This is a genomic window from Streptomyces sp. NPDC031479 (assembly GCF_055581065.1).
The window spans coordinates 185,488-198,476 of sequence record NZ_JBVIKC010000007.1; the positions used below are offsets into that span (position 1 = coordinate 185,488).

General features: G+C 74.0%; 12 protein-coding genes. 5 read left to right on the forward strand and 7 right to left on the reverse strand.

Annotated elements, in window-relative coordinates:
• Positions 1–135: 135 nt before the first annotated feature.
• Complete coding sequence (locus ACZ5D2_RS11185) at positions 136–834, forward strand: AAA family ATPase (protein WP_371680403.1); 699 nt, start codon at positions 136–138, stop codon at positions 832–834.
• Positions 835–913: 79 nt separating this feature from the next.
• Here ACZ5D2_RS11185 and ACZ5D2_RS11190 read toward each other — a convergent pair whose 3' ends face one another.
• Complete coding sequence (locus ACZ5D2_RS11190; RefSeq protein ID WP_371680402.1) at positions 914–1,855, reverse strand: M56 family metallopeptidase; 942 nt, start codon at positions 1,853–1,855, stop codon at positions 914–916.
• 14 nt (positions 1,856–1,869) lie between these two features.
• A complete protein-coding gene (locus tag ACZ5D2_RS11195; RefSeq protein WP_371680401.1) occupies positions 1,870–2,274 on the reverse strand; it encodes a BlaI/MecI/CopY family transcriptional regulator in 405 nt (134 codons plus the stop codon).
• Positions 2,275–2,539: 265 nt separating this feature from the next.
• Between ACZ5D2_RS11195 and ACZ5D2_RS11200 the strand changes: the two genes are divergently transcribed.
• Complete coding sequence (locus ACZ5D2_RS11200; RefSeq protein WP_371680400.1) at positions 2,540–3,376, forward strand: undecaprenyl-diphosphate phosphatase; 837 nt, start codon at positions 2,540–2,542, stop codon at positions 3,374–3,376.
• 58 nt (positions 3,377–3,434) lie between these two features.
• Here the strand turns inward: ACZ5D2_RS11200 and ACZ5D2_RS11205 are convergent, their stop codons facing one another.
• Together ACZ5D2_RS11205 and ACZ5D2_RS11210 are read right to left on the reverse strand one after the other, a co-directional pair.
• Positions 3,435–4,361 carry a M56 family metallopeptidase gene (locus ACZ5D2_RS11205; RefSeq protein ID WP_371680399.1) on the reverse strand — a complete coding sequence of 309 codons (927 nt, stop codon included), beginning with the start codon at positions 4,359–4,361 and terminating at the stop codon, positions 3,435–3,437.
• Positions 4,358–4,729 carry a BlaI/MecI/CopY family transcriptional regulator gene (locus ACZ5D2_RS11210; protein WP_266845957.1) on the reverse strand — a complete coding sequence of 124 codons (372 nt, stop codon included), beginning with the start codon at positions 4,727–4,729 and terminating at the stop codon, positions 4,358–4,360. Before ACZ5D2_RS11210 ends, ACZ5D2_RS11205 begins: the two co-directional genes overlap by 4 nt.
• A 155-nt stretch (positions 4,730–4,884) precedes the next feature.
• On the opposite strand from ACZ5D2_RS11210, the gene ACZ5D2_RS11215 reads away from it, so the two are divergent.
• Positions 4,885–5,559 carry a DedA family protein gene (locus ACZ5D2_RS11215; RefSeq protein ID WP_371680398.1) on the forward strand — a complete coding sequence of 225 codons (675 nt, stop codon included), beginning with the start codon at positions 4,885–4,887 and terminating at the stop codon, positions 5,557–5,559.
• A gap of 55 nt (positions 5,560–5,614) precedes the next feature.
• On the opposite strand, the gene ACZ5D2_RS11220 is transcribed toward ACZ5D2_RS11215, so the two are convergent.
• Entirely contained in the window at positions 5,615–6,598 is a 984-nt protein-coding gene (locus ACZ5D2_RS11220) for a GNAT family N-acetyltransferase (protein ID WP_371680397.1), read from the reverse strand.
• A gap of 174 nt (positions 6,599–6,772) precedes the next feature.
• Here ACZ5D2_RS11220 and ACZ5D2_RS11225 point away from each other — a divergent pair, with 174 nt between their 5' ends.
• Positions 6,773–7,405 (forward strand): hypothetical protein, encoded by a 633-nt coding sequence (locus tag ACZ5D2_RS11225; protein WP_371680396.1) that lies wholly within the window; start codon positions 6,773–6,775, stop codon positions 7,403–7,405.
• Between the two features lie 55 nt (positions 7,406–7,460).
• On the opposite strand, the gene ACZ5D2_RS11230 is transcribed toward ACZ5D2_RS11225, so the two are convergent.
• Complete coding sequence (locus ACZ5D2_RS11230; protein ID WP_371680395.1) at positions 7,461–8,819, reverse strand: chloride channel protein; 1,359 nt, start codon at positions 8,817–8,819, stop codon at positions 7,461–7,463.
• Between the two features lie 291 nt (positions 8,820–9,110).
• On the opposite strand from ACZ5D2_RS11230, the gene ACZ5D2_RS11235 reads away from it, so the two are divergent.
• Positions 9,111–10,931 (forward strand): glycoside hydrolase family 15 protein, encoded by a 1,821-nt coding sequence (locus ACZ5D2_RS11235; RefSeq protein WP_371680394.1) that lies wholly within the window; start codon positions 9,111–9,113, stop codon positions 10,929–10,931.
• Positions 10,932–10,949: 18 nt separating this feature from the next.
• Here ACZ5D2_RS11235 and ACZ5D2_RS11240 read toward each other — a convergent pair whose 3' ends face one another.
• Positions 10,950–12,728 (reverse strand): cation:proton antiporter, encoded by a 1,779-nt coding sequence (locus ACZ5D2_RS11240; protein ID WP_371680393.1) that lies wholly within the window; start codon positions 12,726–12,728, stop codon positions 10,950–10,952.
• Positions 12,729–12,989: the final 261 nt, after the last annotated feature.

Here is a 12,989-nt window from a genome sequence, read left to right on the forward strand (position 1 = left end):
AGGCGCGCCGAGCCATGATCCGGTCAAGGGTGTCTTACCGTGGCGACCGCGCCGGGGACCCCGGCGGGTGACGACGGGACGGCTCGCGTAGTCTCGGGGGCTTCCACGGCTCCCCACTCGAACGGCCCGTCACCTGTGAGCACCTCCCCCGGCACCGAGCACGCGACGGTACGGCCCACGGGCCGCGGCGGTGGAACGGGCGGGGACGACGGCCCTTCCCGGAGGCCCGCCGGATTCCTGGCTCCGCGGGGGATCGTCGATCTGCGGGGCCGCAACGGCCGGGACGTCACGCTGTCCTACCCGTCCGACGCGGCGGTCGTCGTCGCCGGGCTCCCCGGCAGCGGGAAGAGCACCCTGCTGCGCGCCTGGTCCTCGGCCGCCCGCGTCGTCGATCCCCGTACCACCCGCACCTCCTACGAGGCGCGGCTGCCCGGCTGGCTCCCGTACGCGGTGTACCGGCCGTGGGCGCGGCTGGGTCACCTGCGCCGTCTGCGTTCGGAGATACGGGGCGGCGGGCCCCTCCTCGTCCACGACTGCGGCAGCAGGCCCTGGATGCGTCGATGGCTGGCCCGTACGGCCCTGCGGGCCGGGCGTCCCCTGCACATGGTGGTGCTCGACGTCGGGCGCCGGGAGGCGCTGCTCGGCCAGCACGCCCGTCGGCGCGTGACCTCGCGCAGGGTCTTCGCAGTCCATCAGCGGGGACTTTCGAGGCTGCTGGCGCGCGTCGAGCGCGACGGCCTGCCAGCGGCCTCCGGCCTGGGCTCCATGGTGCTGTTCGACCGCGGACTGAGGGACCGCGTCACCGAGGTGCGGTTCGGCGGCGGCCGGACCTGACGGTCCGGGGGCCGGAGCCGCCGGTCCGGGGAGACGGCCGGACCTGACGGCCCGGAAGTCCGCTCCGGTGACGCCCGGGTCACCCTCCCGCGGCCCTCCTGACCACCTCGTGGAGGTCCTGTACGGCATCGGCGGTGCACAGAGCGGCGGCCGCGACGCAGGCGGTGGCCGCGGCCCCGCGCCAGCCGCCGCCCTTCGGCGGGGGTGCGAGCAGTGCGGCCACGCGCCGGGGGACGGGCCCCGGCGTCCCGCGCCGCGGGGAGCGGCCGAGCAGCCCCAGGGCCGCCGCGGGCAGTCGGCGCCGACCGCCCGAGTTCTTGGCCGCCAGCGCGGCCTTCCCCACGGTGACGGCGACCCGGCGCCGGTCCCCGGTCGCCTCGGCGGCGGCCTCGTCGGCCCAGCGTTCCAGCGTGTACGCGACCCGTTCCGCGAGCGGTCGCAGCAACGGGTTGAGGGTGACGGCCAGTTGGACGGCCGCGGTGTACAGGTAGTGGTGGCCGCGCAGGTGGGCGCGCTCGTGGGCGAGGAGGACCTCACGCTCGGCGGCGTCGAGGGACGCCAGCATGCCCGTGGACACGACGATCCGGCCGGGCAGCCCCGGCATCGCGAACGCGTCCGCGGCCGGTTCCTCCAGGACGACGAGCGGGTCCTGCCCCGGAAAACAGGCCGCCTCCAGGACGGCCTCGCACACCGCCCGCACCCGCCGGTACACGAAACGGGAACCGGCCACCACGACGACCGGGAGGAGCAGCGCGGCGACGACGGCGACGGAGACCGAGGCGGGGTCGTCGCGCTGGAGCACGGCCGGTGACAGCTCGGCCAGTCGGGCGACGGCCGGGACGCGGACCAGGCCCGCCAGGGCCAGGAGCCCGAGCACGGTGGTACTGCCCGCGGCGAGCACCAACGCGCCCCCGGCCAGGAGCAGCGCGGCCGGACGCGGGTGCAGGCGGTCGTCCAGCCACCGGGCCCCGGGGGCGGCGAGCAGCGGGAGGAGCAGGGGGAGGTAGACGGCGAGGTGCACGGCGGGCCCCGCTCCTACCGGTCCGCGTCGAGGTCGCCGCCCAGCAGGCGGCGCAGCAAGGCCTCGTCCCCGCTGGAGAGGTCGTCGACGAAGCGCGTGAGCACCCGCTCGCGGTCGGGCACCTCTTCCATGGCCTGGTGCATCCTGCGGGCGGCGAATCCCGGTTCGTCCGTGGCGGGGGCGTAGGCGTAGGCGCGGCCGTGCGCCCGCCGGGTGAGCACGTGCTTGTCGTACAGGCGGGTCAGGATCGTCACGACCGTGCTGTACGCCAGGTCACCGCCCATGTCCTCCAGCACCTGACGGGGCGTGAGCGGACCGGGGGCCGACCGGAGTACGGCCAGAACCTCGGCCTCGCGTTTGCCGTTGGCCAGGCGGCGGTCCCCCTCGTGCGCGGGTCCGGCGTGTTCGTGCCCGTCCAATGTTGGCCGCCTCCTCGGTCATCCTCTACAGTCACCCTCGTCTTCTACACGCGCGTAGAAGACGAGGGTCTTCCCCGAGTGTGCCACGAGCCCCCTTCACCCATGACCCCCGCCGTCCCCTGCGGCGTGACGACGGGGATCCCGTGCACTCGCCACCAGGACGCCCCCGGCGACCCGCGCGGGCCGCGCGGGCCGCACGCGGCGTGGGGCACCGGCCCTCTCCGGCATCCGCCACTCCATCCAGCCAACCCCAGGGACGGACCCATTGAGCACCATCGGCATCGGTCAGGCAGCCATCCTCGGCATCGTCGAGGGGGTGACCGAGTTCCTGCCGGTCTCCTCCACCGGGCATCTGAAGATCACCGAGGGCCTGATGGGCATTCCGGTGGACGACAAGGCCGTCGTCGCGTTCACCGCCGTCATCCAGGTCGGGGCCATCGCCGCGGTGCTGGTGTACTTCTTCAAGGACATCGTGCGGATCGTGAGCGCGTGGGGGCGCGGCCTGACCAACCGGGAGGAGCGCTACCACCACGACTACAAGTTCGCCTGGTGGGTCATCTTCGCCACCATCCCGATCGTGGTCGTGGGCCTGGCGGCCAAACCGCTCATCGAGAGCACCCTGGCCTCCCTGTGGGTGGTGGCCGGCTCCCTGATCGTGGGCAGCGGCCTGATGTGGGCGGCCGACCAGATGGGCCGGCACAAGCGCGGCGAGGACGACACCGGCTTCAAGGACGCCATGCTGGTGGGCTGCTCCCAGATCCTCGCCCTGCTCTTCCCCGGCTTCTCCCGCTCCGGCGCCACCATGTCGACCGGCCTCATCCTCGACCTCGAACGCGTCGCCGCGACCCGCCTCTCCTTCTTCCTCGGCATCCCCGCCCTGACCGGCGCGGGCCTGTACGAGCTCAAGGACGCCGTCGGCGCCGGCGTCGACATGCTCCCGCTGGCCGTCGGGACCGTGGTGTCCTTCGCCGTCGCCTACGCCTCGATCGCCTGGCTGCTCAAGTTCGTCGCCAAGCACTCCTTCAACGCCTTCGTCGTCTACCGGATCGTCATCGGCGTCCTGCTCTTCGGCCTCCTGGGCACCGGCGTCCTGGCCGCCTGACGGCGTGCGCCGCCGGTCGGCCCGGCTCTCGGCTCCCGATCCGGGCCGACCGGGCGTCCTACTCCCCCTGGGCGATCTCCACGCCCCGGTGCAGCCAGACGGCACCGGACAGGGCGGACGTCCCGGCCGTCGTGCACAGCAGGGCCACGGCCAGGAGCACCGGGGCGACCCACCGGACGGGGGCGTGGCCGAGCAGGGCCTTCACCCGGGCGGGGACCGGCCCGGTGACCGCTCCCGCCGCGAGCACGGATCCGCCGGGGCGCCGGCCGCCACGGGTGGCGGCCAGGGCCGCGCGCCCCACCGCGCGCGCCGTGAGCGTCCGGCTGCCGGTGACCCGGGCGGCGGACTCGTCGGCGGCGCGTTCGGCCGCGAACCGTACCTGGGGCACGACGGCGGCCAGTGCCGGGTGGCACCATCCGGCGAGCTGGGCGACGGCGAGGAAGAGGTGGTGGCGCGCGGCGAGGTGGGCGCGTTCGTGGGCCAGGAGCGCCTCGCGCTCGCGCGGGTCCAGGGAACGCAGCATGCCGCTGGTGACCACGATCCGGCCCGGACCCGTCAGGCCCGGCAGGGCGTAGGCGTCCGGGCGGGAGTCCTCCCGTACGCACAGCCCTCCGACCTGCGGGAGGTGCGCGACGTCCCCGTGGGCACCGCGCAGGCGCTTCACCTCGGACAGCCCACGCCGGACCACGGTCACGCCGGTGACCGCGACGATCCCGGCGGACAGCGCCGAGATGCCGAGGGCCACGGGCGCCGGACCGGCCTGGAGCGGCCGGATCAGGTGCAGGAGGGCGGCCAGGGGCGCGATCGCCAGGGCGAGGGGCAGCAGCAGGACGCCCAGGCAGGCCGCGACCGCGACGGCGAGCGCGGCGGTGGCCGCGGTGACCGTCCAGAGCGCCGCCTCGGGCCTCACCCGGGCCGCCGCCCGCCGGGCGAGCGGCGGCAGGATCCAGGGCAGTACGAGGGGGACGAGAAGGAGGACGATCACTGTCCGCCTCCCTCCAGCAGCCGCCTGAGCTCCGCCTCGTCGTCGGAGCTGAGCCCTTCGACGAACCGGGCCAGGACGACGCTGCGGTCGCCGTCCTGATCGAGCTCGCGGTGCATCCGGCGGGCCGTCATTCCGTGCGCGTCCTCCAACGGGAAGTAAAGGAAGCCCCGCCCGCCCGGACTGCGGTCGATGACGCCCTTCTCGTACAGCCGGGCGAGCAGCGTCGCCACCGTGGTCCGGGCCAGCGGCTGCGGTATCGCCGCCCTGACCTGCGCCGCCGACTGCGGTTGGCCCGCGGCCCACAGGGCAGCCAGAACGCTCGACTCCAGCTCGCCGGCCGGTCGGCGTTCGCTCGCGCTGTCCACCACGGAAGTTTCCTCTCACGGAGTCGTCTACGGCGGGGTAGACCGACTACTGTTCTGTAGACGCCGAGATGGGCCGGCCGCCTCCACGGCGATCCGGAAACCTTTCGCCCACCGCTGTGAGCCCCACCCCGACCACCATTATCGATGGGACCGTGCCGATGCCCCTCGCACAGCTCGCCGCACCCGCGCCGGTGCACCTCGCCGTGAACCTCCTCGACGCCCAGTCCCTGCTCGCCGCGTTCGGGACGGCCGGCATCGCGGTCGTCCTGTTCGCCGAGACCGGCCTGCTGATCGGGTTCTTCCTGCCCGGCGACTCGCTGCTCTTCACGGCCGGACTGCTGTGCGCCGGCTCGGCCACCACCACCGGGCACCTCTCGCTGCCCTGGGTCCTGCTCGCCTCGGCCGCCGGCGCCCTCGCGGGCGCTCAGACCGGCTATCTGCTGGGCCGGAAGGCGGGCCCCGCCTTCCTGACCCGGGCCGGGTCCCGCAAGATCGGCGAGGGCGCCGCCCGCGCGGCCGAGATCCTCCAGCGCTACGGGCACGCGAAGGCCATCGTCCTGGCCCGGTTCCTGCCCATCGTGCGGACGGTGCTGAACCCCCTGGCCGGGATCCTGAACGTACCGGCGCGCACCTTCGCCCTCTGGCAGGTCCTGGGAGGTCTGCTGTGGACCACCGGCCTCGTCCTGGCCGGGTACGCGCTCGGCTCCTCCGTACCCGACGTGGACCGCTACCTCCTGCCGATCATCGCGCTCATCGTCGCCGTCTCCCTCGTCCCCGTCGGCCTGGAGCTGCGGCGCTCCCGCCGCGCGGGCCGCGCCGGCGACAGCGCGTGACATCCTCCCCGCCGAGGGAGCGGCGATCCTGACCGTCGTGGAGGACGCCCCGGATCTACCTCGGCGGCGAGATCGCCGACGGCTTGTAGACGAATCCGGACAACGGTGAGAGGAACGTCCAGCCGAGCGCTTCGTAGAGCGCCCGGCCCTGGACGGTCGCGCCCAGGACGCCCACGGTCGCTCCGCTCTCGACGGCCGCGTCGGTGAGGGCGGCCATCACCACCGTCCCGAGGCCCCGGCGCCGGTGAGCCGGTTCGGTGACGATCTGGTCGAAGACGCAGGCCGTACCGGCCAGACCGGTCCGGCCGCACGCGGCGAGTTCCCCGTCGGCGCTCAGGACGCGCACCAGGGTGGCACCGTCGGCGGTCTCGACGGTGACGGCGTACCCGTCCGGCGGGCGCACGGGCGACGGGCGCAGGTCGACGGTCATCAGGAAGCAGGGATCGGTGGGCTCCCATGCGGACGGGAACCAGGGTTCCATGTCGCCCGGTGGGAGGAACGCCTTGATGCACGTGCCGGGCTCGGTGACCGTGCCGATGAGCCCGCGGGCGGTCGCGGCGTCGGCGTCGAGCAGGACGTGACGGACCGTCCGGGCCGGCCGACCGATCTCGATCCGCAGCCCCCAGGCCACGTCCACCGGCTCGGATGCCCCTCGGGCCACGGCCCACCCTTCGACCCACGACCGTGCGGTCTCCCACCGATCGCCCATGACCGCCGGCCCCTTGGACTCGGCCACCGAGGGGCCGGCCGGCTCCGCGAGCATGTCGTCGACGATCCGCAGGCGGGTCTCCGGGAAGCGCTCCGCGATCGCCCCGCTCATCATGGCCACGCCCTCCGGATCGGGCACCGCGCACCGTTCGCGGCTCTCCGCGTCCGGCCATCGCGCGTAGGCCACCCACGTACCGTCGTCCGCCCGGTGCAGGCGCGAGCCGTAACTGCCGCACCGGGCGTGGATCGCGGCGGTCACCCGCCGCCAACCGTCCATGAACTGCTGCTCCTTGCCCTCGTGGAGCCGCCACCGGTAGACCACTGCGAACATCGCGGAATCCCCCTCGTCCCGTATTGCTCCGTCACGTTCCCGCAGACCATAGGCGATCGTCCGAACCCTCGGGGCCCGGGAGCACCGCCGCCCCGGTGATCATCGAAGGCGGCAGGTGAGGCAGAATCCAGAGCGCCGGACAGACCGGCCGAACGACGAACAGGAGCGGGTCCGTTGACCGATGACGGGCGTGAACAAGCCGAGGCGTTCCTGCGACCCGGGGAGCGGCTCATCGCCTGGTGCTCCTACGAACCGGGGCCGGGCGTGCCGACCCCTCCCGAGTCGCTGCTCCCGCCGCCCGAGCCCTCCGAACTCCAGCGGCGGATCGAGGGAAGGCTGCCCGGGCCCCTGAAGCAGCTGGTCAGGGCGCGCGTGCTCGACCCCCGCCGGTCCAGGCCGGCCGCGGCGGCGAACGCGATCGACCGGATGCCGGACGCGGTGGACAACCTCGGCAACCGGTTGATGCACGGGACGAGCATGGAGGGCGGCTGGCAGAGCGCGGCCGGACGCTTCGTCATCTCCCGGGCCGGCGCGCGCGGCTCGGTCACGGGCGTGCTGGCCGTCACGGACCGGCGCTGGTACGCCCTGAGCGACGTCTCACAGCTGTGGCAGATGACGCCGGTGATGAAGCAGTACTGGGAGACGCCCCGATCGGCCGTCTCCGCCCTGCGCGCCAAGCCGACGGGCGTGCTCCAGAAGGGCCGCATGGACATCGAGTTCACGGACGGCTCCTGGGTCGCGCTCGTCGCCTCGGTGTCCCGCGACGCGGCCCCCTTCGTCGCGGCCTCCGCCCGCTACCCGGGCTGAGCGAGCCCGGGTCCCGCCCGTGGGGGTCCCGACGGGCGGGAAGGCGCAGCACCGTTCACGGGGACGCCGGGGGCGGCGCGGGCGGCGCGGGTGTCGGGGCCGGCCGCGGGGCGGGAGTGAGTCTGAGCGAGAGCACGTAGGAGACCACCACCGCGACGATCACGAGCGGCATCACGGTGATCCCCTCGGTTCCCATCAGGATGGTGGCCAGCAGCACGGAGGTCATCGGCAGTTTCAGCATCGCCACGCACATCGCCCCGACCCCCATCGCGAAACCGGACGTCACGTCCAGCCCGGGGAGGTGGGACAGGGCCAGGCCGACCACCGCTCCCGCGAACATCGACGGGAAGACCGGGCCGCCGCGGAAGGCGCCGAGGGCGAGGCCGTAGGCGACGGACTTGCACACCAGCAGGACCACCAGGGTCCCCACCGCGTATCCGGCCTGGCCCGCCAGCAGCGGGCCGAGGGCGCTCTGCCCCGAGTAGAGCACCTCGGAGGCCTCCCGGCCGGTCGTCTCGGCGTACACGAGGGCGGCCACGCCCATGAGCGCACCGGCCAGCACGGTGAGCGGCAGCCGCCGGCGCTCGACCCGGGCCTCCAGGAGCAGGGACGTCCGGTGGAGCGCCGCTCCGAGCAGGGCCCCGGCCACCCCGATGGCCAGCGCCCATCCGAAGCCCGCGAGATCGGGCCGGGCGGCCTCCGGTACGTGGCCGAGGACCAGCGAGAACGTGCCGAGGCCGGTCCACGACCCCAGGCCGGTGAAGATCAGTGCGCCCACGCCGGCCGCGAGCAGGCCCGGTACCAGGACGATCCCCATCATCGCGCCGCCGATGCCGGTCACCTCCATCAGGAGGAACGCCCCGAGCAGGGGTGAGCCCAGCAGCGTGCTGACGGCCGCGAAGCTCCCCGAGGCCCCCAGGACGGCGGTGGTGCCGGCGTCGAGGCCGCGCTTCACGGTGCGGACGGCGAACACCGCCAGGCCGCCGCCGAGCGCGATGAGCGGCGCCTCGGGTCCCAGCACCACGCCCGCGCCCAGCGACAGGATCGCCGCGAGCGCGATGCCGGGCAGCTCCGCCGCCGTCGGCGGCCCCTTCGTGACCAGGCCCTCGGCCGGCCTGTGGCCGCCCTCCCCGGGCAGGAAGCGGATGGTCAGGGCCACCAGCAGGCCGCCCACGGCGAGGAGCGGGATCGGCCACCACGAGGGCGTTCCGTCGAAGCCCAGCCCCCTCGGCAGGTCGGTGTAGGTCAGCGACTGCAGCTCGGACACGAGCGCGAGGAAGCCGAAGGCCACCGCGGAGACCGGGATGCCGAGGAGCGCCGTCATGACCAGCAGCACCACGTACCCGCGGGTGCGGACCAGGGCGTAGGCGTCCGGCGGTGTCGCGGTGGGCGGCCCGGCGGGTACGGCCGACATGCGCATCGTCTCCTCAGCTCAGGGATCCACCCGGACACGTCGGGCGACAGGCCTCACGGTGGTCGTATCACGGCACCGGGTCATGTCGGGCGCGTACGGTCCGCGACGTCCCGGCGAGTCACGGAACGTCATTCCGACGGCACGCTCCGACCCCGCGCGCGCCGGGTGTCCGGGGCCCGCGCGCACCGGCGCGGACCAGGGCCGAAGCCCGCCGGTCCCCGGCTCGGCGGGCGCTTCGGGTGGCGCTGACCGATAGTGAATCCAAAGGACCACCCTGACCCGGGGATGCTCATGGACCGCTATCCGCCCATCGCCGAGCACGGTCTCATAGGTGATCTGCAGACCGCCGCGCTCGTGACCTCCAACGGCGTCGTCGACTGGTTCGCGGCGCCCCGCTTCGACTCCCCCAGCATCTTCGCCGCCCTGCTGGACCACGATCGCGGCGGCTACTTCCGGATCTCGTCGGCGGACCCGGAGGCCCGCTGCAAACAGCTGTACTACCCGGACACCGCCGTCCTGGTCACCCGCTTCATGTCCCCCGACGGGGTGGGCGAGGTGCTCGACTGGATGCCGCCGCACACCGGCCGCACCCCGGCGGTCCGGCACACCCTGATCCGCACCGTCCGCACCGTGCGCGGCACCGTCCGCTTCGACATGGAGTGCCGCCCCCGGTTCGACTACGGCCGGGCCTCCCACCGGCTGGAGCTGGGCCCCGACGGCGCCGCCTTCCGGGCGCCGGGAGTCTGCGCGCACCTGCAGAGCACCTTCCCGGTGGAGCGTGACGGCGAGGACGTACGGGGCTCCTTCACGCTGAAGGTGGGCGAAGCGGCGGCGGTCGTCCTCACCGTCCGCGGAGCCGACGCGCAGACCCCGCCGCCGCTCTCCGTCGACGGGATCACCCACCAGCTCTGGGAGGCCGCCGACTTCTGGCAGAGCTGGGTCCGCGGCTCCAACTACCGCGGCCGGTGGCCCGACATGGTCAACCGCTCCGCCATCACCCTCAAGCTCCTCACGTACGCGCCCAGCGGCGCCCCGGTCGCCGCCGCCACCATGGGCCTGCCCGAACAGGTCGGCGGCGAACGCAACTGGGACTACCGCTACACCTGGGTCCGCGACGGGTCGCTCTCCGTACGCGCCCTGCTCGACCTCGGGTTCGTCGAGGAGGCCACCGACTTCACGCACTGGCTCGGTGACCGGCTGCGCGAGTCCGCGGGCAGGAACGGCGAACCGCTGCAGATCATGTACCGGGTCGACGGCGAACCGCTGCTGACCGAGGAGATCCTGGGTCATCTGGAGGGTTACCGGGGTTCGGCGCCGGTCCGGCTGGGCAACGCCGCCGCCGACCAGTTGCAGCTGGACATCTACGGAGAGGCGCTCTACGCCCTGTCCGAGGGACACGAGATCGCCGTGCAGGCCGGCTACCAGGGCTGGAAAGTGCTCTCCCGGACGCTGGACTGGCTGGCCGGCTCCTGGGACCGCCCCGACGAGGGGATCTGGGAGACGCGCGGCGGCCGCCAGGACTTCACCTACAGCCGGATCATGTGCTGGGCCGCCTTCGACCGGGGCCTGCGGCTGGCGGAGGAGTTCCGCCGGCCCGCCGACACCGAGCGCTGGACGCGGACCCGCGACGACATCCTGTACCAGGTCATGGAGCGCGGTTGGAACGAGTCCACCCGGGCCTACGTCCAGCACTACGGCAGCGACGCCGTCCTGGACGCCTCCCTCCTGCTCATGCCCCGGGTCGGCTTCGTGGCGCCCAGGGACCCGTCCTGGCTCTCCACGCTGGACGCCATGGACCGCACCCTGGTCTCCGACAGCCTCGTCTACCGCTACGACCCGGCCGCTTCCCCGGACGGCCTGCGCGGCTCCGAGGGCACCTTCAGCCTCTGCACCTTCCTGTACGTGGACGCGCTCGCCCGCGCCGGCCGCCTGCGGCCCGCCCGGTACACGTTCGAGAAGATGCACACCTACGCCAACCACGTCGGTCTCTTCGCCGAGGAGGTGGGCCCCAGCGGTGAGCAACTGGGCAACTTCCCGCAGGCGTTCACCCACCTGTCGCTCATCATGGCGGCGAGCACCCTCGACGAGGCGCTGGACCGGCAGCGCGGCTGAGACAGACCACGGCGGGGACTACGCCGCGGGCCTCGGCGGGGACGGGGCCGCGGGTGTCAGGAGGATCGCGGTGTCGCCGTCGCCCGGCGTCGGCGGTCCGGCCTCCGTGGCGGCGGCGAGCCGTCCGTCGGGGCGCACCAGGAACAGCGTGTCGTGTCCGGCCGGGACGCCCTCGTCGGCCGGCACGACGACGATGCGGGCGCCGTCCGCGTACCGGTGGGCCAGTTCCGGCCGGTTGAGGCCGGGCCCGAACAGCGCCTCGCTGCCCGTGTACGGGGCGACGGCGCCGTGGCCGCGGGTGGGTGGTGCCAGGCGGTGGACGGGTCCCTCCACGGTCTCCTTGAGGGTCATGAACGCGAGGGCGTTGAAGTCGTCCTCGTCGGTGAGCAGCAGGACGTCCGTGATGCCTTCGAGTTCGGCGCCGGAGCCGGCGGCGGCGGCGAGCAGTTCGCCCGGGGCCAGGTCGAGGCCCGCGTCGGTGATGCCGCGCCGTTGGCGGTCGAGGCCGGCCCACATGAGCACGTCCAGGCCCGCGGAGCGCAGGGCGCGCCCGAGCTCGATCACCCAGGGGTCGCCGCCGACCAGGAGCGGCCGGGAGCGGGCCGAGCGGCGGACGTCGAGCCGGCGGGCCGCGGGAACCGCCGTCAGGCCGTACACCGTGACGGTGGCGACGATCACGACGAAGGTAGCGGGAAGGATCTTCTGTGCGCCGCCGATACCGGCCCCGACGAGGGAGACGGAGAAGGTCGAGGCGGTGGCCGCGGCGACGATGCCGCGGGGGGCCATCCAGCCGATGAACCAGCGCTCCCGGTAGGGGACGTCGGTGCGGGCGGTGCAGAGCAGCGCCACCAGCGGCCGCACGACGAGGACGAGCGCGGCGACCAGGCCCAGGGCGGGCAGCGCCACGTGGCGCAGGGACTGCGGGGTGACGGTGGCCGAGATGGAGATGAACAGCAGGCCGATGACGAGCGAGACCAGGGTCTCGAAGAAGGACCGGCGGGCGGGCATGTCCAGGCCGGGCAGGTTGGCCAGGGCGATCCCCATGACCACGGCGGCGATCAGGCCGGTGTCGTCGCGGTAGGCGTCGCAGGCCGCGGCGACCGAGACCACGGCGGCGAGCTGCACCGTCGTGGCGAGTGCCTCGTCGAGGGTGAGGCGGCGCAGGAGCAGCCAGAGCAGGGCCGTTCCGACGGCGCCGCCCGCGAGCCCGACCCCGACGCTGCCGCAGAACGCGGCGAGCTGGCGGGGGAAGCCGTACTGTCCGCTGGCCAGGACGCCGTGGAAGACCAGCGCTCCCAGGATGCCGCCGAGCGGGTCGATCAGGGACCCCTCCCAGACGAGGACGCGCTGCAGGCGCTCCGTCGGGCGGACGAACCTCAGCAGTGGCCCGACGACGGTCGGCCCGCTGACGACGAGGATCGCGCCCAGCATCACGGCGGCGCCCGTCGACATGCCGAGGACGGGGACGGCGATCAGGGCCGCGGCCGCCGCGGTGACGAGGGCGCCGAGCCAGACCAGCCGGACCACGACCGTGCGGGTGTGGCCCTTGAGGTGACGGAGGTCGAGCCCCAGGCCTGCGTCGTAGAGGATGACCGCGACGGCGAGGGAGACGAGCGGGGAGAACGCGGGGCCGAGCAGCTTCTCGGGGTTGACGTCGTCGGTCAGCGTGCCCGCGATGAACCCGGTCGGCAGCAGCAGGAGGATCGCCGGGAGGCGCAGCAGGCTCGCGACCACCTGGCAGCCCACGGCGAGGGCCAGGACCAGTCCGATGCCGAGCAGGATCTGACTCGTTGTCATGGCGGGCCTTCCGTGGTGGCGTTCACACCCGAGGGGCGCGCGGGGGTTCCCGGCCCGCGCAGGACACCTGCGCCGAGGTCCGGCCCCACCCCGTCGTGCGGGCCATTGTGACGTGCCGCGACGGCCGGAACGGCTCGGTGGGGATGCTGGCGGGGAGCGTGTCGGTCACCTTGCCGCGCCTTCACCCCGGTCTACGGTAGGACCCGCGACCCCGGCTCCCCCGCGTCGGGTGACCGCGGCGGCCGGTGCGACCCGCCCGCC

Coding starts and splice junctions, on each gene's coding strand:
- ACZ5D2_RS11230 (WP_371680395.1), bottom strand. CDS start 8,819: ATGTCGGCCGTACCCGCCGGGCCGCCCACCGCGACACCGCCGGACGCC.
- ACZ5D2_RS11235 (WP_371680394.1), top strand. CDS start 9,111: ATGGACCGCTATCCGCCCATCGCCGAGCACGGTCTCATAGGTGATCTG.
- ACZ5D2_RS11215 (WP_371680398.1), top strand. CDS start 4,885: ATGCCCCTCGCACAGCTCGCCGCACCCGCGCCGGTGCACCTCGCCGTG.
- ACZ5D2_RS11220 (WP_371680397.1), bottom strand. CDS start 6,598: ATGTTCGCAGTGGTCTACCGGTGGCGGCTCCACGAGGGCAAGGAGCAG.
- ACZ5D2_RS11240 (WP_371680393.1), bottom strand. CDS start 12,728: ATGACAACGAGTCAGATCCTGCTCGGCATCGGACTGGTCCTGGCCCTC.